This is a genomic window from Streptomyces sp. bgisy159, assembly GCF_057707805.1.
The window spans coordinates 36,903-60,876 of the sequence record NZ_JBYIQX010000018.1 but is presented as its reverse complement, the minus strand read 5'-3'; the positions used below and the strand labels follow the sequence as shown (position 1 = coordinate 60,876).

Below are 23,974 nucleotides of genomic sequence, written 5' to 3'. Positions count from 1 at the left end.
CTACCGACGCGTGTTGTCGTTAAAAGTACGCGTCGGACGAGCCAACCTTCACCGCGGGGACGTAAATCACCCGTCAGATGTCGACAAATCCGCAAACTCGCCGGGATCGAACCCCGGGTGAGGGCTGGTCAGCCCGTCCCCGTGCTCGCGCCGCCGCCGTCGGAGACGCTGCTGCCCAGGTCCTCGATCCAGCCGGTCACGGTGGTGAACCAGTCGCCGAGCTGCTCCCAGTAGCCCTTGCCCGTGCCGATCCAGTCCTGCAGCGGGGTGAACTCCCAGATCATCCAGCCGGCCACGACCATGATGACGATCGAGAACAGGCAGCCCTTCAGGCAGCCCAGCCCCGGGATCTTCATGGGGTTGGCGCCGCGCTGCCGGGGCGCGCGCGGCTCCCGGGGCTCGGGGGCGGGGCGCTGCGCCTGGCGGGGCCGGGGCTCCGGAGCGGGCGGCGGCGCGTACCGCTGGGGCTGCTGGTGCGGCTGCTGGTGCTCGGGGGGCGCGTACTGCTGCCGCTGGGGCTGCCGCTGCGGGGCCTGCTGCGGATAGCCGTAGCCGCCCTGGGGCGGCTGCTGCGGCCGGGCGACCTGCCGCTGGGGGCGTCGGCGGCGCAGGGGGTCCTCGTCCGGGTCCAGGTACTGGATCTGGGTCTGCTCGTTGCGGTCCCGGGCGGCACGCAGCTGGGTCTGCCAGGGGTGCGGCTGCTCCGGCTCCCCGCCCTGCTGCCCGTACGGGTCCTGGCCGTACTGGTCCTGCTGTCCGCCGGGCCGGTGCGGCGGCACGGGCGGCATGACGGCCGTCGGATCGGCCCCGCCGGGGCCGCCGGAGGTGTGCGGGAGCACGCTGGTCGCGGCGTTCGGGTCGTACGCCCCCTGCGGTCCGCCCGCTCCCGCCGCCGAGCCGTGCGGCAGCACCTGGGTGGCGTCGGCGCCGCTGCCCGAGCCGGGGACGGCGGTCGGGGCCGGGTCGGGGGCGAGGACGTGGCCCACACCCTCGGCGGCGGCGATCTGCATGGGGTTGGCGTGCACGCCGACGCCCTCGGCGACGATGCGCAGCCCGCGCGCGAGGCTGACCGCGCTGGGCCGCTCGTCGGGGTTCTTGCGCAGGCAGCGCTCGATCACCGTCCACAGCGGGTCGGGCACCGTGGAGGGGCGGCGGGGCTCGGCGCTCAGGTGCTGGTGCAGGACCTCCAGGGCCGAGCCGCCGGAGAACGGCGGACGGCCGGTGACCAGCTCGTACAGCAGGATTCCGGCGCCGTAGACGTCGACCGCCGAGGTCTGCGGGCGGCCCTCGGCGGACTCCGGCGCGACGTACGCGGGCGTGCCGACGAACTCGCTGGTGCGGGTCAGTCCCGGGGAGTCGGCGAGGCGCGCGATGCCGAAGTCGGTCAGCAGGGGGTGGAGCTGGTCGCCCTGCTGCTGGAGCAGCACGTTGGCGGGCTTCAGGTCGCGGTGGACGACGCCGTCGGTGTGGCTTGCGGCGAGCGCGTCGGCGATCTGGGCGGTGAGCAGGGCGGCGGCGACCGGGGTGAAGGGGCCGTTCTCCCGCAGGTAGCGGTGCAGGTCGGGGCCGTCGACGAGGTCCATGACCAGCGCCAGCAGGTCACCCTCGACGACCAGGTCGCGCACTCGGACGATGTTGGGGTGGGTCAGCCGGAGCAGCACGGAGCGCTCCCGCAGGAAGCGCATCACGACGTCGGGGTCGCCGGCCAGCTCCTCCTTGAGGACCTTGATCGCGACGGTCTCGCCGGGCCGGCCCGCGACGGCCGCCTCGTCGCCCGCCGTCTCGCGCTGACGTCCTCGCCACACCGTCCCCGTGGCGCCGCGCCCCAGCGGTTCCTCAAGGAGGTACTTGCTCCCTACCGGCCGCACGTCATGCGCTCCCTGCTGCTTGCCCTACGTTCCGAACCACTGTAGTGCCGGAGACCGTCGTACCGGCCTGTCGTCATTCTGTGCGTCTTACGTACCGTCCCCCGTTCACGTTCGAACCGCCTCCCGGGCATGTTCGGAGGAAAGACGCTCGGGTCGGTCCGCCGGTTGCCCGATACGGACGTGACCGATCTCAACACCGGTCCTGAGCGATCACCCGGGCGGTCCCGGTCAGGCACTTTTACGGGCAGAGCCGACCAATCAAGATCACTTGTCACCGGACGGCGGGCGCATTGTCGGTGACAGGTGCGAGGATGCGGGGGGTAGGGGAGTACTGGCCGACGTGCTCGTGCGGGGTGGGGGGAGTTCCGCGCCGCCCGCGCAGAAGGGACCGCTGACGGCGATGCAGATCCGGCTGACCGTCGTAGACCCGCAGGGCCCGCCCGGGGACCGGGCCCGGGGGCGTGCAGTGCGCCGGGACGTGCTCGTGACGGCGCCCGCGGGCACGGCCCTGGCGGCGGTGGCGACGGCGCTCGCCGCGGCGGCCGGCGGCGAGGGGTCCGGCGGCGGCGCGGTGGTGCTGTACGCGGGGGCGGAACGGCTGGACACCCGGCGCGCCACACTCGGCGAGCCCCCGCTGACCGACGGCGCCGTGCTGTCCCTGGGCACGCCCGCCGACCCCGAGCCGCATCCCGAGGTCGACGACGCCCCGGCCCGCCTCCACGTGGTCGCGGGGCCGGACGCGGGCGGGGTCCACCTGCTGCACGGCGGGCAGGTCCGGGTCGGCCGCTCCGCCGACGCCGACGTCCCGCTCGACGACCCCGACGTCTCCCGGCTGCACTGCGCGGTCACCCTCGCCGCCGACGGCCGGGTCACGGTCGTGGACCTCGGCTCCACCAACGGCACCACCCTGGACGGCACCCCCGTCCGCGACCGCCCGCGTCCCTTCCCGCCGGGCGCGCTCCTGCGGATCGGCGAATCGACCCTGCGGCTGGCCTCCCCCGGCGGCCCGGAGGCCCGCGTGCCGACGGCCCCGGACGGCGAGGGGCACATACGCGTGCCCTGCGGCGCGGCGAGCGACGGCGTTACGGCAGGGGACGGCGTTACGGCGGGGAACGACGGTACGGCTGCGGGGGCGAGCGCCCCTGGTGCCGGCACCGGGGCCTGCCCCGGCGGCCGCGGTACGCGGGCCGAGGCGGACCTCGGGGGTACGGCGGCGGGTACGCGCCCCGGCGGTACGGCGACGGGTTCCGGCAGCGCGGGCGCGCCGGCCGGCGGACGTCCCGGCGGCACGGCGACGGGCACGGACACCGGCGGTACGCCGACAGGCGCGCGTCCCGGCGGCACGACGGGGGCCGGTGACGGCGGCAGGGCGCGGGGCGCCGACGCGGCGGGGGCCGCCCCGGCCGCGTCCGGCGGGCGGGGTGGCCCCTCGGGGCCGACCGGTCATGCCCGCGGCACGGTGCACTGGGACGCCTCGCGGGCGCCGCAGGTCCCCGGGGCGCCCAGGGGCGACCGGCCGCCCCACGCCCCGGAAGCGAGCCGAGTCCCCGGTCAGGGCCTCGCCCCGTCCATCGAGAACGGCGGGCCCGGCGCGCACCACCCCGCCGACGGTGACCGCCACGCCCCGGGCGACCGCACCGACGGTGACCGCTGCGCCCCGGCCGACCGCGCCGCCTACACGGGTCCCACCGCCTACTCCAATCCCACCACCGGCTCCGAGCGCACCGACGGCTCGGGCCGTACCGTCGGCTCCGACGACCGCGGTGGTGGCGCCCGAGGGTGGCCGGGGCGCCCCGACGCCGACCAGCCCAGCGGGGCGCACCACCCCGCCCCGCGCAGCCGCACCACCGCCGAGAGCCACCCCGTCGCGAAGAACGGCGCCCCTGCGGCGCACGCCCCCGTGACGGAGCTCCCGCTCCCCGGGGACCCCCGCCTCCCTCGCGACCCCCGCCTCCCCCGGCAGCTCGGCAACGGCTCGGCAGACCGCCCCGCCCCCACCCCCGCCGCCGCGTCGGCCCCCACGTCCACGGCCGGTCCCCTCCCCCAGGCCGCCGTCGAGTCCCGCCCCGCCCCCGCCGCCCCGGGCGACACCCACGGGGGCCGTTCCGGGCCGGGTCCGTTCGCCGTGTCCTCCGACGGTGCCCGGGGCGCCCATCCGCAGGACGGCGCCGAGGCGGCCCCCGCCCGCAGGCGCGGCGGTCTGTCCGCGTGGGCGCGGCGGCTGGCCGGCGGACGGTCGGGCGGGCGGCCCGGCGCACCGGACCACGCCGAGGGCGCGGCCGCGTACGGCGACGCCGTCGCCCCGGCAGCCACCGAACCCGCCACGACGGCCGCCGCCCTGCCCGAGACCTGGCCCGACCTGGCGGGCCTGCTGCTGACGGCGCTCGGCCCGGGCCCCCGGCTGTGGGAGCGCGCCCCCGGTCACCCGGAGGCGCTGACCGTGCGGCTCGGCGCGGCCGACCGGCCCGCGCCCGACGGTTCGGGACTGCTGCCCGCGGTGCCGGTGACGGCGGGCCTGCGCGAAGTCGGCTCCCTGGGTCTGGCCGGGCCGCGCGAGCGGCTGTCGGGGCTGGCCCGCGCGGTGCTGGCGCAGCTCGCCGCGCTGCACTCCCCGGACACCCTGGAGATCGTGCTGCTCAGCTCGGACCCCGCGCGCCCCGTGGAGGAGCGCACCGCGGAGTGGGGCTGGCTCGGCTGGCTCCCGCATCTGCGGCCCGGCCACGGCCAGGACTGCCGCCTGCTCCTCTCCTACGACCGCGAACAGGCCGCCGCGCGCACCGACGAACTGCTGCGGCGGCTCGCGGACCGGCCGTCCCGGCCGTCCGCGTCCGACGCCCACCGCCCGTCCGAGGGGCACACGGAGGGCGCACCGGCGGGGCCGGCGGCGTCGGCTGCCAGCCCGCACCACCCAACCGCCCACCACGCGCCCGCCGACGACACCCCGGGCCCGTACGCCGTGCTCGTGGTGGACGGCGACCCCGGCACGTCCGCGCTGCGTTCGGCCGTGGCGCGGCTCGCGCTGGACGGTCCCCGGGCCGGGATCCACGTCGTGTGTCTGGCCGAGACCCCGTCCGCGTCCGCCGCCTCCCCGGTGTCGGAGACCTACGAGGCCGCCTGTGCGGCCGTGCCCGTGTTCCGGGAGTGCGGCGCGGTGGCGCTGCTCAGCGGGGACGTGGCGACGGCGCTGCGGCTGCTGCGGGTCGCCCGCGGCGGGTCGCCGGGGCAGCCGGCCGGACCGGTGGGCCACGGCACGCTCGGCTCGGTGGACGCGGTGTCGGCCGCTTGGGCGGAACGGTTCGCGCGGGCGCTGGCCCCGCTGCGACCGGACGGCGCGGGCGGCGAGCGGCGCCCTCGGGTGTCGGCGCCGCTGCCCCCGGCGGCCCGGCTGCTGGACGAGCTGGGCCTGGCCCGGGCCACCCCGGCGTCGCTGATGGCGCGCTGGGCGGACGCCGCCGACGACGCCCGGGCGCTCGGCGGCAGGGCGACGGCCGTGCTCGGCGCCGGTCCGCGCGGCCCGGTCGCGGTGGACCTCGCCGCCGACGGACCGCACCTGCTGATCGAGGGCCCGCCCGGCAGCGGCCGTACGGAACTGCTGCGGGCGCTCGTCGCGTCGCTGGCCGCCGCCGAGCGGCCGGACCGGCTGGCGATGGTCCTGGTGGACGGCCGGGACGGCGTCGGCAAGGGCGGCGCGGGGCACGGCGACGGCCTCGGGGTCTGTACGGACGTACCGCATGTGACGACGCGCCTGACGGCCAACGACCCGGTGCGGATGCGGGAGTTCGCGCAGGCGCTGAGCGCCGAGCTGAAGCGGCGGGCCGAGTTGCTGGGGCGGGCCGACTTCACGGAGTGGCACCGGCACCGCGAGGTGTCCGGGCGGATCGGCGCACAGCGCGCCCCGCACGCCGCGGGACCGACCGGCACCCGGCCCGCCGCCGACGGCACGGGTCCGGCCGGTGCCGCCGACCTCGACTCGCCACCCAGTTCCACCCTGCGGCTGCGGCCCGGCGCGGCGGCCCGGCAGCGGGCCGAGGCGGCGCCCGCGCTGCCCCGGCTGGTGGTCGTGGTCGACGACCTGGACGCGCTGCTGAGTCCGGCGCTGGGCTCGCCCGGCCGCCCGGCCGCGGGCTCGGTGACCCGGGCGCTGGAGGCGGTGGCCCGCGAGGGCGCGCGGCTCGGCGTGCACCTGGTGGCGGCGGCCGGGCCGGGCGGCCGTACGGCGGAGTGGGAGCCGGCCCGCCGGGCGACGCTGCGGGTCGCGCTCGACGCGCCCGCCCCCGGGGGCCCGGACCAGCCCTCGCCCGGCCGAGGGCGGCTGACGGGACCGGACGGCGGCGTCACCGGCTTCCAGGGCGGCCGGGTCACCGGCCGTATCCCCCGCACGGCCACCCTGCGCCCCACGGTGGTCCCGCTGGAGTGGCACCGCATGGGCGACCCGCCGGCCCGCCGCCCGGTGCGCGAGCTGGGCAACGGGCCGACCGACCTGGCCCTGCTGGCGAGCGCGCTGGAGCGGGCCGCGCGGGAGGTGTCGGCGGCCCTGGTGCCTCCCCTGCTCCGCTGACTCCGCCGGTTCCTGTCCCGGAGTCCGGAGGAGAACGGGCTCACGGCCGGTCGGAGAACGGGCTCACGGCCGGTCGGAGAACGGGCTCACGGCCGGTCGGAGAACGGGCTCACGGCCGGTCGGAGAACGGGCTCACAGCCGCTTGGCGCTGCGCAGCGTCTTCGCGTAGTAGCCGTTGCCGTCCAGCCGGGAGACTCCGCCGATGTCGCCGATGGTCGGCCCGTCGACCTCCTCGCGGCTGGACACGAAGATCAGGTGGCCCTCCGTGTCGTGCCCGAGGACCATGCCGACGTGGTCGAGGCGCTCGCCCGTGCGCGTGTCCAGCTTGAAGAAGACGAGGTCGCCCGGCTGCAGCTGGTCGATCGCGGACGGGCGGTCCTTCGCCGAGATGCCGGTCAGCGGCAGTACGTCCACGCCCTCGCCGGAGCGGGCCATGCCGTTGGCGGTACGGGGCAGGCCGTCGCCGGACTCGTCCGAGGACATGAGCGGGTAGCGGGCGCGGTAGCCCCACACCATGCGGATGAACCCGGAGCAGTCGATGGACCGGGCCCGCATGCTCTCCGGCCGTCCCACGACGCCGTCCCGGAAGGGGTACGGGACGCCGAGGTAGTCGTAGAAGTCGGACTGCTCCAGGCGCAGGTCGTTGCCTGCGGAGCCGTTGGGGTTCAGGGGACCGAACTTCGCGTCACCGGCGTAGACGACGCCCTGCTTGTCCTTCTTCTCCGGGGCGCCGGCCACGTAGTCGAACGCGAAGGCGAAGATGTCGTCCTTCTCGCTCGTCGCGTACTCGGCGTACCAGTCCTTGAACCACTTCTCCTTCTCCGCGCCCTTGGACCACGGTTCGGGCATCAGCCGCACCCAGTCGGTGGTGGACACCTTGGAAGCGGTCGAGGCGGGCTCCTGGAAGGTGCGCGCCGGACCGGTCAGCGTCGCGGTCAGCGCACCGTCGGTGAACACGCCCTTGATCCGGCCGTCGGCGCCGCGCAGCACGGAACGCGCCGGGTTCTGCAGCCGGGACCAGGTCTCCTCGCCGGTGTCCGCGGAGGCGCTGGAGCCGCCCTTGAGGATGCCGACGTTGCGCACCTCGGTGATCCCCGGGTCCTCCTGCTTGCGCAGCTCCATGGTGAGGTAGCCGGAGGTCCCCACGAGCGCGAGCAGCACCAGTGCGCCGACGAGGGGACGCGTCTTCTTCTTCCCTGCCATCGTTTGCTCCTGGGTTCTCAGACGGTCGGCATGACGCCGAGCAGCAGGCCGGCCGCGACGACGATGTAGGCCATGAGGGAGACGGTTCCGGTGGCCAGCAAGGTGGCGCCCTTGGGCTGGCGCACCATCTGGTAGGCGATCAGGCCCGGCACGATGAAGCCGAGGGTCTGGTTGCCGTACATCAGCGGGAACTCGAGGGAGAGCACGATCATCACCGTGGCCTGCAGCAGCACGCCCAGCAGCACCACGGCGGCGAACAGCCGCTTGCCGTAGAGGATCACCAACCGCTGCATGATCTTCGTGCCGCCGTAGGTCAGAGCGGTGACACCGACGACCATGGCCGCACGCTGGACGTCCTCGATCAACGTGAGCGCCAGCCAGCCGGGAGTGATCATGCCTCCGGGCGACAGGTTGGTGGTGAGGTAGCACAGCAGTGAGAAGAACAGGCCTATGGCGATGCCCAGGGCGGCCATCTCGGGGGTCAGGGCGGCGGTGGTCAACGGATTCTCCGGGCGGGGATGCGAGTGCGGGGTCGGGGCGGGGGGCAGCCGGCTTCGGCCGGCACGGCCCCGGCAGCCGCGCGGGTGTCAGGCATGCGGCGGGCCGCCTCGGTCGTCGTCGGCGAACCTCTCCGGTGCCTGCCGCCGGCGGCCCGCGGCAGGCTGTTCGGCGGTGAACCACGAGCCGCCGCCCGTGGACGAGGGTTCCCCGGCGGGGCGCAGCCCGTGGCCGTGGGGCCGCTCCGGGACCTCGCCGTACGCGGGCGGCTCCGAGGCCTCGCCTCGGGCGAAACGGTCCGTGCCCTCTGCATACGCGGACCGCTCCGGGACCTCGCCGCTTCCGGCCGGCTCGGCGGGCGAGCCGTGGGCGGACCGTTCCGGGGCCGTGGTGTACGCGGCCCGCTCCGGGCCCGTGCCCTGCGCGACCGACTCGGTGTACATGCCGTGGGCAGACCCGTCCGAGGCCCTGTCGTATCCGGCCCGCTCCGGGAAAGCGCCGGTTCCGGCGTGCCCCGTCGTCCCGTACGCCGCCCGGTCCGGGGAGGCGCCGTCCGGGGCCTGCCCCCGGGTCATGGGGTGCGGGCCGGCCTGCGCCGGGGTGCCGGCGTACGCCTGCGCGCCGTCGCCGTAGGTCCCCGGCACGTCCGGGTGGTAACCGTGCGCCGGCTGGGCCGGGATCCGGATCACCGGGATCTCCTGGGTCTGCGAGGCCTGGTAGCGCTCCTCGTAGGCCGTGGGGTACGAGGCGTAGGGGTCCAGGCGCTGGGGCCGCGCCGGGGCCGCCGCGGCCTCGGCCGGCACGGGCTCCGGGTCGGTGTCGTCGGCCGGGAGCTCGGCGAGGTACTCCAGGAGTTCCTCGCCCTGTCCGTGGATGTTGCCGACGGCGACCAGGGAGGAGCCGTCGGACATCCGGTCGAGCATCGCGGGCATGAACTCGTCCGCCGAGCGCCGCTCGCCCCCGAGGTCGACCGCGCGGTTGCGCCACTCGGCGGGAATGGCGTCGATGGCGCTCTTCGAAGGGTGTCCGATGACGAAGACGTTGTCCGGCCGGAGGTCGGGGATGATCTCGCCCATCTGGCCGTTGCGCTCCACCCGGTCCGGGCGGCAGTTGATCACCACGTTCACGGGACGGCGGATCGCGCCGAGGTCCAGGAGCTGGTTGATGTTCATCAGCGTGGACTCGGGGTCGTTCGCCGCGAACACGTTGGCGAAGGCGAGCCGCCTGCCCGCCGGGGTGACGTAGCGCTCCACGGACAGCACACCGGGGTCCGGCGGAGCGTCGTACATTCCCTGCAGGGCGACCTGCCGCTCCACGCCGAGCAGTTCGGCGACGACCAGCGCGATCGCCACGTTCTCCTTGAAGGTGAACCAGCTGAACCCGCGCAGTTCCTCGTCGGTGACGGTCTCCGGGTCGGCGTAGATCAGCCGGCAGTTACGGGCGTCCGCCTCCTCCTGGAGGATGTGGAAACGTTCCTTCTCCGCCGTCACGCAGATGCCGTCCTCCGGCATCGAGCGGCACAGCGAGCGCGCCACGTCGTCCAGGGTCGGCCCCATCTCGGCGAGGTGGTCCTCGCGGACGTTGCACAGCACGCCGATCGTGGAGCGGATCAGCTTGCTCTGGTTGACCTCCTGGAGGGCCGGCATGACGGCCATGCACTCGATGACCAGCGCGTCGGGGCGGTAGGCGGCGGCCCGGCGGACGATGCCGATCTGCTCCACCACGTTGGCGATGCCGAACTTGCGGTAGACCGGCTCCTCGGTGGCGTCGGGGTGGATGAACCGCGCTGCGGTGCCCGTCGTCTTCGCCACGGTGACCAGGTCGCCGCCGCGCAGGGCGCCCGCGCACAACCGGGTGATGGAGGACTTGCCGCGGATGCCGTTGACCAGCACCCGGGAGGGTATGGCGTGCAGGGCGGCGTAGTGCCTGCGCTGCTCCACGATGCCGGCGACCAGCAGGGACACCCCGCCGATCAGCAGCACGAAGTAGAGGTAGAGCACTACGGGTCACCTTCCTCCGGCGACGGACCGGGGTTCGGCCTGCTGTCGCGCCTGGTTCTGTCTGCGGGCCTGCAACTGCTGGCGGATCAGTTCGAGGCTGCGGACCACGGCCCCCACCTCGTCGTGGTAGCGGGGGTAGAGCACGGTCTTGAGGTCGCCGTCGGCGAGCTGCTCGGCGGAGGCCGCGAGGGCGCGCAGCGGCCGGACGACCACCAGGTGGATCCAGCCCAGGCAGACGACGATGGCCGCGAGCCCGAGCAGCCCGGCGAGCACGCTGCGGTCCTCGCGCTCGTAGGGGGTGATCTCGAAGTGCTCGGCGTTCTGCCAGCTCACCAGCGACCAGCCGATGTCCGCCGCCACGCCGCCGCCGGAGAACGGAGCCGCCGCGGCGACGGTGACCGAGCCCCCCTCGCGGATCAGCAGGCCGTTCTCCACCGGCCCCTGGCCGACCCGCAGGTTGCCCGCGGTGACCAGGTCGGTCAGTGCGTCGCGCGGGAGCCCCTCGAACGCGAGGAAGCCGTCGCTGGCGGCGATGGTCCTCGCCTGGGAGTCGACCACGCGGACCTCTCCCAGGCCGGGCCGCTTCAGCAGCGAGTTGAGGAACTCCACCCGCACCTCGCCGACCAGGGTCGTGCCCTTGTGGCCCGGCACCGCGGCCGATGCCTGGACCACCGGCTTCTTGCCGCCCCGCACGACCCGGATCAGCGCCCGGTTCCCGTCCTCGTCGCCGTCCCGGTTCCACGCGTGCGGGTCGCCGCCGGACCGGGCGACCACCCGGCCGTCCTCGTCGACGACGTACAGGGCGTCGTACCGGGCGTGCCGGCTCAGGGCGTCCTCCAGCACCTTGGTCGCGGCGCCGGGGTCCTCCGCGTCGATCAGGCGGGTGGTGGAGACGAGGTCGGCCTGCGCCTCGTTGAGCGCGCGCCGGACCCGGTCGGCGATCAGGTCGGTGCGGTCCCGCTGGTCGTTGACCATGGTGGCGGGCACGCTGACGGAGGCGTCCGTGCGGTTGAGCAGCAGGCCGACCGGTACGCACCACAGCAGGAGCAGGGCGGCGGTCAGGGCCAGCGGGACCCGCAGACCTATGCGGCTCCTGCGGCCGGGGGCGGCGGTCTCCTCGGAGCCGCTCAGCCGGCCGCGCAGCCGCTCCAGGGCCGCGCCGATCCGGGCCGCCTCGCCCCAGCCGGACGCGGTGACGGACCGCGTCAGGTCGCCCCGGGCCAGTCGGCGGGACTCCAGGAACAGCCGCAGCAGGGGCCGTTGCACGGCCATCCACAGCACGGCCGCGGCCAGCAGTCCGAGCAGCACCAGGAGACCGGCCGCCACGAGTCCGTACAGGCCCCGCTCCTGCCCGTCGGCCTGCTGCTGCACCACCGGCAGCAGGGCGACGACCGTGAGGCCGAGTCCGGCGCCGACGCTTCGCTTCTCCTCCGGGTCGGAGGAGGCGAGGGAGGCGTAGCCGACCGTGGCGACACGGCCGTTGTAGTCGTCGCCGACCAGTGTTCCGCTGACCCCGGGGTAGCCGCGGGAGCCGGGCTCCCTGGCGCTGACGGGGTCCTGCTCGGTCTTCTTCGCCGCCTGCTCGCCGAGCCGGCTCATCTGCTGGTGAAGGAAGGAGAGTTCCTTGCGTTCCTGGTCCGAGTTGAGCGCCTCGGCCCGTTCGAAGCCGGCCGTGGCGAGGATCTCGCCGCCCCTGGCCACGACCGCCATGGAGCGGAACGGGCCCAGGTTGATGGCGGGCACGGACAGGCTGTTGGAGGCGATGAGCAGGTGCTGCGACCGGTCCTTCCCCTCGAGGACCGCCATGGTCATCAGCCGTACGTCGCCGGTGGCCAGGCGGACCATACGGGGGGTCAGGGCGTGGTCACCGGTGAGGACGTCCTCGTCCAGCCAGCCGATGGGGATGGTTTCGCCGCGGGCGGCGAGCACCTTCCCGCTCTCCAGGTCCACGATCGTGGTCCCGGTCCACTTCTGGTACGTGGTGCCCAGGTCGGACAGGATGCGCTCCGGCTCGACGGGCTTGCCCGCGTTCAGCGTGGCCGCGGTGCGCTCGAGGTCGGTGACCCGCTCGTCGATCGAGGCCCGCAGGGCGATGGCGCCGTCCTCCGCGAAGTAGCGCTGCGAGGACAGCACCGCCTCGGGCACCACCTGCTCGCCCGTGGGGCCCAGCACCTTGGCGGTCAGTCCGGCCAGGGCCAGGATCAGCACGCACAGCAGCGCGATCGGGGGCCGTATGCCGCCCAGCAGCGGCATGTCCGCGCGTCTGCGGGCACGCCGCCGTCCTCTGCGCACGGGGCGTGCGCCGCCTTCGGTTGAAGTCACCGGTGAGTCCTTCGCCTCTTCGTACGCTCAGCACGCGTAGAGGCCGTCGTGTGCGCGGCCGTGCCGGCCGTTTCCGTCTTCCATGACTGCCGAGGCGGGCGAGGGTTGTGCTCGTACGCCACGGCTGTGCTGTTCGTCACGCGCCCAGCGAGAGCCGCTCCAGTCCGTCTCCGCCGGGGGCGCCCCGGTTGTAGAGGAAGCCACGGGTCCGGTCCTCGGCGAGCCGGTAGCGGGCGAGCCGGTTGCGGGGCAGGTCGCCGGGGTGGTCGATCCCCTTCTGCACGTCCACCACCCGGATGTCCTCGACCGCGTCCGCGGGCGCCTTCTCGCCGTCCTCCAGCTCCGGCGGGATCTCGACCAGCGTGGTGCGGTAGCGGGCCTGGACGTCCCAGCCGCCGTCGGTGGTCTCCCTGAACTCGAACCAGCCGATCGCGCCCTCCTCGGTGAGCCCGGTCGGCGAGGAGTGCCGGGCCACCTGGTTGCCGACGCTGTAGGCGACCCAGGTGCCGTTCAGCTTCTGGATGGGCTGCACCACGTGGGCGTGGTGGCCGATCACCAGGTCGATGCCGGTCTCCTTGGTGATCCGCTCGGCCAGCTCCAGCTGGGGGACGCTCGGCTCGTTGTAGTGCTCCAGCCCCCAGTGGAGCGAGAGGATCACCACCTCGGCGCCCTGCTTGCGGGCCCGGGCCTCGGCGTCCTTGATGTCCTGGGTGTCGATCCGGTTGAACGCCCAGCGCTCCTTCTCCGGGGTGGGGTTCAGGAAGGACTCCCAGGAGTAGGCGAGGTGGGCGACCTTGACTCCGTTGACGTCACGGATGTTGATCTGTTCTGCTTCCTCCGGTGTCCGCGCGGACCCGGTGTGCCCGAGACCTGCCTTGTCCATCGCGTCCAGAGTGCGCCGCACGGCCTTGAGGCCGTGGTCGTACGTGTGATTGGAGGCCGTCGAGCAGGTGTCGTACCCCACATCCTTCAGGGTCGTCAGGATCTGCGGTGGCACGAGGAATTCGGGGTAGCCCTCGAAGGGGCCCTCGGGCGTACCGACGGGTGTCTCCATGTGACAGATGGCCAGGTCGGCCTTGCTGATGATCGGTTTCACACCGGCCATGAGCGGTCCGAAGTCCAGACCGTCCTTGCCGTTGCCCGTCTTTTCGGCATCCTTGGCCGCCTGGGCGACCAGCTCGGGGTGGATGAGCACATCGCCGGCCGCGGCCACGGTGAAGCTTCGTCCGCCCGGCTTGACCTGCGCCTTCGGTGTACCGGAGGCGCAGGCCGCGGTCAGGCCGGCCATGAGGCCCAGGACCATGAGCACGCGAGCTATGCGGAAAGACCTACTAAATGTCACTGAGACATGCTCACACAGGATGTAAAGCCACCCCCGCCTCGGCCGTCACAAGAACATCACGTTTCACTCTCGCTCTCTGTGTCGCGGGGCTGGTATGGGCGCTGGCCGGATGCCAGTCGGCGGTGGAGGACGAGCCGGAGCCGTCGGCTCCGCGGGCCCACGAACTGGTCGACCTCCGCGACCGCGTCCTCACGTACACGTCCGGGCTCCACCCCGACGGCCCGTACGACCCGCCCAGCGCCTCCGAGCGCGAGCAGATCGCGCGTGGCGTGGGTCACCTGCTCGACGGAGACGCGGCCCGGGCCGAACGCGCGCTGGACCCCGTCGGCCTGCGTGTGACCCGCCTCACCGACACCGGCTCCGGCCGCCGCTACGACGAGGTCGCCGCCGCCCGCGACGGCAGGGCCGCGCACTGGGGCCGCCTCTACCTCACCGCGGACTCGGCCGTGCACTGGAACGTGCAGGTGCCCCACCCGGTCTCCGACCAGAACACCGAGTCGCTCGGCCTGCGGCTGCTCGAGGACACCCCTGGCGGCTCCCTGGTCCTGGCCGGTGCCCACCGGCGGGCCGGGCGGGACGGCTCCGCGGACGTCGCCCACCGCGAGGACAGCGTCTTCCACACCGTCGCCCTGGAACTCCAGAAACGTGACGTGCCCGCCCTCCAGGTCCACGGATTCGCCAGGTCGTCCGACCGCCCCTACGAGGCCATCCTGTCCGGGGGCGCCTCGCTCGGTGGGGTAGGCGAGGCCTCCGCGCTGGCCGACCGCATGGAGGCGGACGGGCTGCGCGTGTGCCGGGGCTGGTCGGCGCGCTGCCCGCTGGAGGGCACCACCAACGTGCAGGGCCGGTCGGCGCAACGCCGGCACGCCACGTTCCTGCACGTGGAGCTGGCGCCCCAGGCCCGGGACGACGGGTCCGAGTCCGACGACACGGCGGACGCCCTGGAGGGCCTGCTGCGGAGCTGGGCGGTCGGCGGCTGACCGAGTCGGCCGGCGGCCCCGCCCCACCGCCCCGTCGGCACGGCCGTCGCGGGGTCACTCATCACCCGGGGGCACCGGTCCGCACCGGGACCCGCCGTCCGGGACTTCGCACCGCCCGTTTTCCGACGCCCCGTCACGAGGCGGTCACGATCCCCGGGTTGACAGGGCACGCGCACTTGCCGACCTTCCGTGCCCGGCGTAGACCAGAGCCCACGGGACAGCGCTCGAACGTTCGACGAGGCACGAAGAACGGGGCAGTGATGCGCAGGACGAGCAACACCATCCACAGGAGCCGGACCGTGCGGACCGCGGCGGTCCTGGCGGCGGGGGCGCTGGCGCTCTCGCTCACCGCGTGCGGCGGCGACAACGACGACGACACCGGCGGCGACGCCCGCGGCACCGCGCCCGCCACGGACTCCGGGGTGAGCCTTCCCCGGCTGAACGGCACGACCCTGGAGGTCGCGGCCGTGTGGACGGGCCCGGAGCAGGCCAACTTCAAGAAGGTCCTGGCGGAGTTCGAGAAACGTACCGGCGCGAAGGTCACCTTCGTGCCCGCGCAGGACCCGATCATCAATTTCCTCGGGTCGAAGATCGCGGGCGGCGCCCCGCCGGACGTGGCGATGCTGCCGCAGCCCGGCGCGATCAAGCAGGCCGTGGACAAGGGCTGGGCCAAGCCGCTCGGCGACAAGGCGCTCGCGGAGCTGACGAAGAACTACTCGCAGGGCTGGCAGGACATAGGCAAGGTCGGCGGCAAGCAGTACGGCGTGTACTACAAGGCCGCCAACAAGTCGCTGGTCTGGTACAACGCCACGGTCCTGGAGAACGCCGGGGCGAGTGAGCCGAAGACGTGGGACGACCTGCTGAAGACCGCGCGGACGGTGTACGACTCCGGCGTCACCCCGTTCTCCGTGGCGGGCGCGGACGGCTGGCCGCTGACCGACTGGTTCGAGAACGTGTACCTCTCGCAGGCCGGCCCGGAGAAGTACGACCAGCTCGCCCGGCACGAGATCAAGTGGACGGACCCCTCGGTGAAGGAGGCCCTGACCACGCTGGCGCAGATCTGGGGCAAGGACGACTGGCTCGCGGGCGGCCGCTCCGGCGCGCTGCAGACGTCGTTCACGGACTCCGTCGGCAACACCTTCACCGGTGGTGAGCAGCCGAAGTCGGCCATGGTGTACGAGGGTGACTTCGTGCAGGTGAACATCGCGCAGACCAAGGCGAAGGTCGGCGAGCAGGCCAAGGTGTTCCCGTTCCCGAGCGTGGGCGGCGCCGCTCCCGTGGTCTCCGGCGGTGACGCGGCCGTCATTCTGAAGGACTCCGAGGGCGCGCAGGCGCTGGCGACCTGGCTGGCCTCGCCGGACGCGGCTCAGATCCAGGCGAAGCTGGGCGGCTACCTCTCGCCGAACAAGAACGTCGACGCGTCGGTGTACCCGAACGACGTGCAGCGCAGGATCGCCGAGGCACTGGTCGCGTCGGGCGACGACTTCCGCTTCGACATGTCGGACCAGACGCCCCAGGCGTTCGGCGGGACGCCCGGCAAGGGCGAGTGGAAGATCCTCCAGGACTTCCTGAAGAACCCGTCGGACGTGGCGGGCACGCAGGCGAAGCTGGAGGCGGCCGCGGTGCAGGCGTACGGGAGCTGACGTCGTGGCGTCGGCGACGGCGGGGGCCGGCAAGGCCCCCGCCCCTCGTACGCGCAAGAGCGTGACCGGCACCCGGGGGATCGTGGCGGCGCTGTTCCTGCTGCCCGCCCTGGTGCTGCTCGGCGCGCTCGTGGTCTACCCGATCGGGTACTCGGTCGTCCGGAGCTTCTACGACCAGTCCGGCGACGGGTTCACCGGCGTCGACAACTACAAGGCGCTGTTCACGGACCACGGCATCCGCACCGCCCTGAAGAACAACGTCGTCTGGATCGTGTTCGCGCCGACGGTCGCCACCGCCCTCGGACTGGTCTTCGCGGTGCTGACCGAACGGGTGCGCTGGGGCACGGCGTTCAAGCTGGTCGTCTTCATGCCGATGGCGATCTCGATGCTCGCGGCGGGCATCATCTTCCGCCTGGTGTACGACCAGGACCCGGACAAGGGCGTCGCCAACGCGGTGTGGGTGGGCGTGCACGACACGTTCGTGGAGGCGTCGGCGTTCCCGAAGGCGCATCCGGGACGGGACTCGCCGCTGGTCGCGCAGGGCGGCGGCTTCGTCACCCGCACGGCCGTCCACGCCGGTCAGCCGGTGCTGCTGCCGCTCGTCGGGGTGGCCCCCGGCAACATGCCCGGCGGCGCGCGACCGGCCGGGGCGGCGCGGGCCGAGCCGGGGAAGGTCACCGGCACCACCTGGCAGGACTTCACGCGCGGCAAGGGCGTCGGCGAGCTCAACGCGCCGGACGCCTCCGAACTCGGCTACGCCGGGATGCGGATCGAGGCGGTGAAGGACGGCGAGGTGGTGGCGTCGGCCAAGGCGTCCGCCGACGGCACGTTCACGCTGCCGGAGGAGGCGGACGGGGCGTTGCTGCGGCTGCCGGCGAGCAACTTCGAGGAGCCGTACAACGGTCTGGACTGGCTCGGTCCGTCCCTGGTCACTCCCGCGATCATCGGCTCCTACATCTGGATGTGGGCCGGCTTCGCGATGGTGCTGATCGCGGCGGGGCTCGCGGGTGTGCCGCGGGAACTGCTGGAGGCGGCCCGGGTGGACGGGGCGAACGAGTGGCAGGTGTTCCGCAAGGTCACGGTGCCGCTGCTGGCGCCCGTCCTCGCGGTCGTCACCGTCACCTTGATGATCAACGTGCTGAAGATCTTCGACCTGGTCTTCATCATCGCCCCGGGTTCCTCCCAGGACGACGCGAACGTCCTCGCCCTGGAGCTGTACCGCAAGGGCTTCTCGGAGGACCGGCCCGGCATCGCCAGCGCCATCGCGGTGTTCCTGCTGCTGCTGGTCATCCCGGTGATGTGGTTCAACATCCGGCGGCTGCGGCGGGAGGTGCGGCGATGACGGCCAAGACGTTCGCCGGGAAGATCGTCGAGAAGGTCAACGGCGGTGCGGTGCGGGCCTTCCTGATCGTCGTCGCTCTGTTCTGGCTGCTGCCGACCGTCAGTCTGCTGGTCTCGTCACTGCGCGCGCCCGAGGAGATCGGGGCCGACGGCTGGTGGAAGGTGTTCAGCGAGCCCTCCCAACTCACCTTCGACAGCTATCAGAAGCTGCTGGACAACGGCGACATCACCGACTCGCTCGTCAACACGGTGATGATCACCGTTCCGGCCACGCTGCTCGTCGTGGTGATCGGCTCCCTGGCGGGCTACGCGTTCGCGTGGATGGAGTTCCCGGGCCGCGACTGGTGGTTCCTGCTGGTGGTGGGGCTGCTGGTGGTGCCGGTGCAGGTGGCGCTGATCCCGATCGCCGAACTGTTCGGCAACCTGGGACTGTTCGGCTCCATCCTGGGTGTGGTGCTGTTCCACACCGGCTTCGGTCTGCCGTTCGCGGTGTTCCTGCTGCGGAACTTCTTCGCGGAGATCCCCCGCGAGCTGCTGGAGGCGGCCCGCCTGGACGGCGCGGGCGAACTGCGGCTGTTCGCCCGGGTGGTGATGCCACTGGCCGGGCCGGCCGTCGCGTCGCTGGCCATTTTCCAGTTCCTGTGGGTGTGGAACGACATGCTGGTCGCCCTGGTGTTCACCAACGCCGACAGCCAGCCGATCACGGTCGCCCTGCAGACCCAGGTACGGCAGTTCGGCAACAACGTCGACATCCTGGCGCCCGGCGCCTTCATCTCCATGGTGGTCCCGCTGGCCGTGTTCTTCGCGTTCCAGCGGCAGTTCGTGTCCGGCGTGATGGCGGGCGCCGTGAAGTGACGAGGACGGCGAGGGGCGCGCGCCCCTCGCCGTGCGCCCGCTTCCCCCGTATGCCGCAGAGTCCGTAACCAGGTCACTCCATTGGCCGTTCCCGGGCCGAACGCCCGCGCCGACCCATGGATGTGCCGTGCCCAGGTTCAGTGTCATCGTCTCCGCGTACCCGGTTCAGGCGTACCTGCGCGGGTGTCCGGATTCGGGGCGCGCCCGGTCGTGGGCGGATCTCGAAGTGACCGCCGCGGGTGACCGGTGGCCGGACGCCTGCGGGAAGGCCGTCGGCGAGCGGGCGGCGCGCGGCGCGCGAGTGCGGCCGCTGCGCCTGCCGGAGAACGTGGGCCGGGGAGGCGCGCGCGAGGCGGGGCCGGAGCGGACGGCCGGCGACTCCGCGGTGTGCCTCGACGGCGACGACACCCTCACCCCGAGCGCGCCGCGCGCCCTCGCGCGGTTCTGCCCGTACGACGACTCGCGGGCCGCCGAGCGGTTCGTACGGCGGGTCGTACGGCGGGTCGGACAGCGGGTGATGCTCGGGGCGGTGCCGCACGGGCCGGGATCGGTGGTGCCGTCGGCCGAGCGCCGGCCGGTGCCGACGGCGGGCACGGCGGCCGCGGCGGGCGCGGGCGCCCCCGGCGCGCCGGACCGGGCGGTGGGCGCACCGGCGTCCGCGCGCTCCCCCCTCGCGACGCTGCCGCATCCGGCCGGCCCGCGCACCGTCACCGAGAGCCTCCGAACACCGTTGTCGTCTCCGGGAGTTCCCATGCCCCCCAGTCCTTCCCGGCCCGCTCCGAGCCGGCCCTCCACCTGGCGTCCGTCGGGCCGCCCCAGCCGTACCCGCAGGGCGTGACCAGCCCCTACCGGACGACGAGAGAAAGATCAGAATGCCCCGCTTCAGCATCATCGTGCCGTCCCATGGCGTCGCGGGCCGGCTGTCCCTGGCGCTGGACTCCGTCCTCGCCCAGTCCTTCGGCGACTTCGAGCTGATCCCCGTCTGCGACGGCCCCGGCGCACCGGCCGCGTCGGTCGCCGCCGGGTACGCCGAGCGGGACTCCCGGGTGGCGCCGGTGCACTCGCCGCCGGCCGCCGGGCTGAGCGGGGCCCGCACCGCCGGGATGCGCACGGCGACCGGCGCCTACCTGCTCTTCCTCGACGGCGACGACACCCTCGCGCCGGGCGCGCTCGCCGCGCTCGACGCCCGGCTGACCGAGACCGGCGCCCCGGACCCCGCGCCCGAACCCACCCCGGCCACCCCGGCCACCGCGGACACGCCGGGCACCGGCGCCCCCGTGGACGTGCTGCTCTTCGAGCACGAGCGCACCCCCTGGTGGGACGGCGAGCCCGCCAACCCGGCCGCCCCGCTGCTGGCCAGGGCGCCCGAAGGGGCGTTCGCGCCCGCCGAGGCGCCCTGGCTGACCGGGGTGCAGCTCCCGGCGTGGAGCGCGGTCTACCGGCGGGCCTTCCTCGCCGAGCACCGGCTGGCCTTCCCCGACGGCCGCTTCACCGACCTGGTGCTGGGCGCCCTGGTGATGCTGCACGCCGAGCGGGCGGCGGTGCTGCGCCGGGTCGTCGTACGGCACCTGCTGCGCCGGCAGGGCAGCCGGCTGAACCAGCCGGGTCCGCACCAGGCGGAGCTGCTGGACGGGGTGGAGCTGGTGCTCACCCGGGTGGCGGAGCTCGGGGTGCCCGCCGAGCGGTCGGGGCCGCTGTTCGAGCAGCTCTTCGGGGCGGTGCTGCGGACGGCCGCCCATCCGACCCGGCTGCCGGCCGGTATGCGCCGGGCCTTCTTCCGCCGCGCGAGCCGGCTCTACCGCCACCACCGGCCCGCCGGATTCCGCCGGCCGGGCGGCAGTCTGGGCGTGCAGCACCGGCTGCTGGCGGCGGGCGCCTACACGGCGTTCCGGGCGCTGCGCGGCGCCAACCGGGCGGTGTCGGCCGCCGCCCGGCGCGTGCCGCGCCCGCGGGGGCTGCGCACCCGCCTGTTCTACCGGCGCCAGCTGCGCCGCCGTATCGACCCGAACCTGGCGGTGTACTGCGCGTACTGGGGACGCGGTTACGCCTGCAGCCCGGCCGCGATCCACGCCAAGGCCGCCGAACTCGCTCCGCACATCCGGTCGGTGTTCCTCGTCGAGCCCGGCCAGGAGCACACCGTGCCCGACGGCGTCGACCGGGCCGTCATCGGCAGCCGGCGGTACTGGCGGCTGCTGGCCCGCGCCAAGTACCTGGTGAACAACGCCAACTTCGCGGAGGGCGTGGTCAAGCGGCCCGGCAGTGTGCACCTGCAGACGCAGCACGGGACGCCGCTGAAGACGATGGGCGTGGACCAGTCGACGTACCCGGTGGTCGCCGCCTCGACCGGCAGCTTCACCAAGCTGCTGGGCCGGGTGGACCGGTGGGACTACAACCTGTCCTCCAACACCCACTCCACCCAGATGTGGGAGCGCGCCTTCCCCGGCTCGTACGAGCACCTGGAGTACGGCTATCCGCGCAACGACGTCTTCTACACGGCGACCGCCGAGGACGTCGCCCGGATCCGCCGCGAGCTGGGCGTCCCGGACGGCAAGACGGCCGTGCTGTACGCGCCCACCCACCGCGACTACCGCAGCGGCTTCGACACCGGCCTGGACCTGGAGGCGTTCTGCGCGGCGGCCGGCGAGGACGTGGTGGTGCTGCTGCGCGCCCACTACTTCTACGACCGGGGCACGCGGGGCGGCAGCGGCCGGGTCATCGACGTCACCGGGCACCGGTCCTCGGAGGAGGTCGCCCTGGCCGCCGACGCGCTGGTCACCGACTACTCGTCGATCATGTTCGACTACGCCAACCTGGACCGGCCCGTCGTCGTCTACGCCGACGACTGGGAGGTCTACCGGGAGACGCGGGGCGTGTACTTCGACCTGATGGCGTCCCCGCCCGGTCCGGTCGCCCGGACCCCCGAGGAGCTGGCGCGGCTCTTCCGTGACGGCGGCTGGGCCGGCGAGGAGTCGGCGCGGCTGCGGGCCGCCTTCCGGGAGCGGTTCTGCGAGTTCGACGACGGCCGGGCCGCCGAGCGGGTCGTGCGCCGGGTGCTGCTCGGCGAGCCGCCGGAGGCGATCGACCCGGTGCTGCCGCTCGCCGAGCGCGTCCCCGCCCCCGCCGCGACGACCCTGGTCAGGAGCTGACATGCCCCGCTTCAGCATCATCGTCCCCTGCTTCAAGGTGCAGGGCTTCCTGCGCGAGTGCCTCGACTCCGTCCTGGAGCAGTCCTACCGGGACATCGAGGTGATCGCCGTCGACGACCTCTCGCCCGACGGCTGCGGCGCGATCCTCGACGAGTACGCGGCCCGCGACCCCCGGGTGACGGCGCTGCACCTGCCGGAGAACGTCGGTCTGGGCCGCGCCCGCAACGCCGGGACGCCCCACGCCACCGGCGACTACCTGTTCTTCCTGGACAGCGACGACACCCTCACTCCGGGCGCGCTGCGCGCCCTCGCCGACCGGCTCGACGCCACCGGCGACCCGGACGTGCTGGTCTTCGACTACGCCCGCACCTACTGGTGGGGCGGCACCCGCCGCAACGCCCTGGCCCAGGTGCTGGCCGAACGCGACGACCCGTTCACCGCCGAGGAGTTCCCCGAGATCCTCGACCTGCTGATGGTGGTGTGGAACAAGGTCTACCGGCGGGACTTCGTCGGGAAGAACGGCTTCGAGTTCCCGCCCGGCTACTACGAGGACACCCCGTGGACGTTCCCGGTGATGCTCAGTGCCGAGCGGATCGCCACGCTGGACCGGATCTGCCTGCACTACCGGCAGCGCCGCCAGGGCAACATCCTGTCCACCACCAGCCGCAAGCACTTCGACGTGCACGACCAGTACGAGCGGGTGTTCGCGTTCGTCGACTCGCGGCCCGCGCTGGCCGGCTGGCGCCCCTACCTGCACCGCAAGTTCGGTGAGCACTGCCTGGACATCCTCGCCAAGCCGGACCGGCTGCCGCCCGCCGACAAGGGCGAGTTCTTCCGGCGCACCGCCGAGCTGTTCCGCGCCCACCGGCCCGAGGGCGCCGAGGTGCCGCGGGAACTGCGGGTGCTGGAGGGCGGCTACACCGCCTACCGGGTCGGGGCGCGGGCACGGCGGGCCGCGCGGGAGCTGGCGCGGCAGGGCGGCCGGGTGCGGACGGCGGCCGGGGTGCGGGCGCGCCGCGCGGCCACGGCGCTGCCGGCCCGCCGCTCGCCCGACCCGCGGCTCGTGCTGTACTCGGCGTTCTCCCACCGGGGTGTGCTCGGCGACCCGGGGGCGGTCTACCACAAGGCCCGGGAGATCGCCCCGCAGTTGCGCGGCGTGTGGGTGGTGCGCGACGCGGAGACGGCCGCCGCGCTGCCCGAGGGCGTGGAGCACGTCCTGCTGGACTCGCCCGAGTACCGCAGGCTGGCCGCCCGCGCGGGGTTCCTCGTCAACAACGTCAACTGGCCCGGCGGGCTGGTGAAGCGGCCCGGCAGCGTCCACGTCCACACCCACCAGGGCACCCCGCTGAAGTACATGGCGGCGGACCTGCTGGACCGGCCGGGCGCCCGGTTCGGCGTCGACGTGCCGCAGATGCTGCGCCGCGCCGACCGCTGGGACTACAGCCTGGTCGCCAACGAGCACTCGGAGCTGGTGTGGGAGCGGGCCTACCCGTGCCACTTCACCTCGGTGCGCACGGGCAGCCCGCGCAACGACGTCCTGGTCCGCCCGCCGGCCGGCCGGGCCGAGGAGGTCCGCGCCCGGCTGGGCGTCCCGGAGGGCCACATCGTGGTGCTGTACGCGCCGACCCGGCGCGAGTACCGGCGCGGCGGGCACGTCGACCGGATCGACCTGGCCCGGTTCGCCGCCGACCTCGGCGAGGGCCACACCCTGGTGGTCCGTCTCCACCCGTCGCTGGCGACCGGCCCGGCGCGCGGCATGGGCCTGTCCGACCTGCACCGGCGGGGCGTTCTGGTGGACGCGACCGACGAACCGCACGTGGAGGACGTCATGCTCGCCTCCGACGTGCTGGTCACCGACTACTCCGCCCTGATGTTCGACTACGCGCACCTGGACCGGCCGATCGTCGTGCACGCCGACGACTGGGCGTCGTACGCGGCGACCCGGGGCACCTACTTCGACATCACCGCCGAACCGCCCGGCCATGTCTCGCGCAGCTACCGCGAGCTGGCCTGGCTGCTGGCGTCCGGCAACTGGCGGGACGAGGAGTCCGGCCGGCTGCGGGCCGCCTTCCGGCAGCGGTTCTGCACGTTCGACGACGGCCGCGCCGCCGAGCGGGTGGTGCGGACCCTGCTGCTGGGCGAGTCGTGGCCGGTGCCGGACGCGACGGTGCCGGGCCCGCGCCCGAGCGTCGACGGCGACGTCCTCGCGGCGACGTGA

The 23,974-nt window shown here is 74.0% G+C and carries 14 protein-coding genes; 8 read left to right on the top strand and 6 right to left on the bottom strand.

What is annotated here, in order from left to right; genetic code table 11:
- Nucleotides 1-128 precede the first annotated feature (128 nt).
- Nucleotides 129-1,868 (bottom strand): serine/threonine-protein kinase, encoded by a 1,740-nt coding sequence (locus AC3ET3_RS19040; RefSeq protein ID WP_435612528.1) that lies wholly within the window; start codon nt 1,866-1,868, stop codon nt 129-131.
- 400 nt (nt 1,869-2,268) lie between these two features.
- Here AC3ET3_RS19040 and AC3ET3_RS19035 point away from each other — a divergent pair, with 400 nt between their 5' ends.
- A complete protein-coding gene (locus tag AC3ET3_RS19035; RefSeq protein ID WP_435612527.1) occupies nt 2,269-6,426 on the top strand; it encodes an FHA domain-containing protein in 4,158 nt (1,385 codons plus the stop codon).
- 132 nt (nt 6,427-6,558) lie between these two features.
- On the opposite strand, the gene AC3ET3_RS19030 is transcribed toward AC3ET3_RS19035, so the two are convergent.
- The 5 genes from AC3ET3_RS19030 to AC3ET3_RS19010 form a co-directional block, all read right to left on the bottom strand.
- The gene (locus tag AC3ET3_RS19030; RefSeq protein WP_432133323.1) at nt 6,559-7,629 is read right to left on the bottom strand and encodes a C40 family peptidase; all 1,071 of its coding nucleotides are present in this window, start codon (nt 7,627-7,629) and stop codon (nt 6,559-6,561) included.
- A 17-nt stretch (nt 7,630-7,646) separates the two neighbouring features.
- Nucleotides 7,647-8,129 (bottom strand): poly-gamma-glutamate biosynthesis protein PgsC/CapC, encoded by a 483-nt coding sequence (locus AC3ET3_RS19025; protein WP_432133324.1) that lies wholly within the window; start codon nt 8,127-8,129, stop codon nt 7,647-7,649.
- An 87-nt stretch (nt 8,130-8,216) separates the two neighbouring features.
- Complete coding sequence (gene pgsB, locus AC3ET3_RS19020; protein ID WP_435612526.1) at nt 8,217-10,127, bottom strand: poly-gamma-glutamate synthase PgsB; 1,911 nt, start codon at nt 10,125-10,127, stop codon at nt 8,217-8,219.
- 6 nt (nt 10,128-10,133) lie between these two features.
- A complete protein-coding gene (locus tag AC3ET3_RS19015) occupies nt 10,134-12,380 on the bottom strand; it encodes a HAMP domain-containing protein (RefSeq protein WP_435612548.1) in 2,247 nt (748 codons plus the stop codon).
- A gap of 205 nt (nt 12,381-12,585) precedes the next feature.
- Nucleotides 12,586-13,752, bottom strand: coding sequence for a CapA family protein (locus AC3ET3_RS19010; protein WP_435612547.1), 1,167 nt, complete (start codon nt 13,750-13,752; stop codon nt 12,586-12,588).
- Nucleotides 13,753-13,913: 161 nt separating this feature from the next.
- Between AC3ET3_RS19010 and AC3ET3_RS19005 the strand changes: the two genes are divergently transcribed.
- From AC3ET3_RS19005 to AC3ET3_RS18975, 7 genes are all read left to right on the top strand, one after another.
- Nucleotides 13,914-14,771 carry a hypothetical protein gene (locus AC3ET3_RS19005; RefSeq protein WP_432157346.1) on the top strand — a complete coding sequence of 286 codons (858 nt, stop codon included), beginning with the start codon at nt 13,914-13,916 and terminating at the stop codon, nt 14,769-14,771.
- Nucleotides 14,772-15,031: 260 nt separating this feature from the next.
- Nucleotides 15,032-16,414, top strand: coding sequence for an ABC transporter substrate-binding protein (locus AC3ET3_RS19000; protein ID WP_435612525.1), 1,383 nt, complete (start codon nt 15,032-15,034; stop codon nt 16,412-16,414).
- Between the two features lie 61 nt (nt 16,415-16,475).
- Nucleotides 16,476-17,756, top strand: coding sequence for a carbohydrate ABC transporter permease (locus tag AC3ET3_RS18995; protein WP_435612546.1), 1,281 nt, complete (start codon nt 16,476-16,478; stop codon nt 17,754-17,756).
- Nucleotides 17,753-18,610: a carbohydrate ABC transporter permease gene (locus AC3ET3_RS18990; protein WP_435612524.1), complete on the top strand. Its 858-nt coding sequence runs from the start codon at nt 17,753-17,755 to the stop codon at nt 18,608-18,610. Before AC3ET3_RS18995 ends, AC3ET3_RS18990 begins: the two co-directional genes overlap by 4 nt.
- Nucleotides 18,611-18,737: 127 nt before the next feature.
- A complete protein-coding gene (locus AC3ET3_RS18985; RefSeq protein WP_435612523.1) occupies nt 18,738-19,448 on the top strand; it encodes a glycosyltransferase family 2 protein in 711 nt (236 codons plus the stop codon).
- A gap of 34 nt (nt 19,449-19,482) precedes the next feature.
- Nucleotides 19,483-21,756 (top strand): bifunctional glycosyltransferase/CDP-glycerol:glycerophosphate glycerophosphotransferase, encoded by a 2,274-nt coding sequence (locus AC3ET3_RS18980; protein ID WP_435612522.1) that lies wholly within the window; start codon nt 19,483-19,485, stop codon nt 21,754-21,756.
- 1 nt (nt 21,757) lies between these two features.
- Nucleotides 21,758-23,974, top strand: coding sequence for a bifunctional glycosyltransferase/CDP-glycerol:glycerophosphate glycerophosphotransferase (locus AC3ET3_RS18975; RefSeq protein WP_435612521.1), 2,217 nt, complete (start codon nt 21,758-21,760; stop codon nt 23,972-23,974).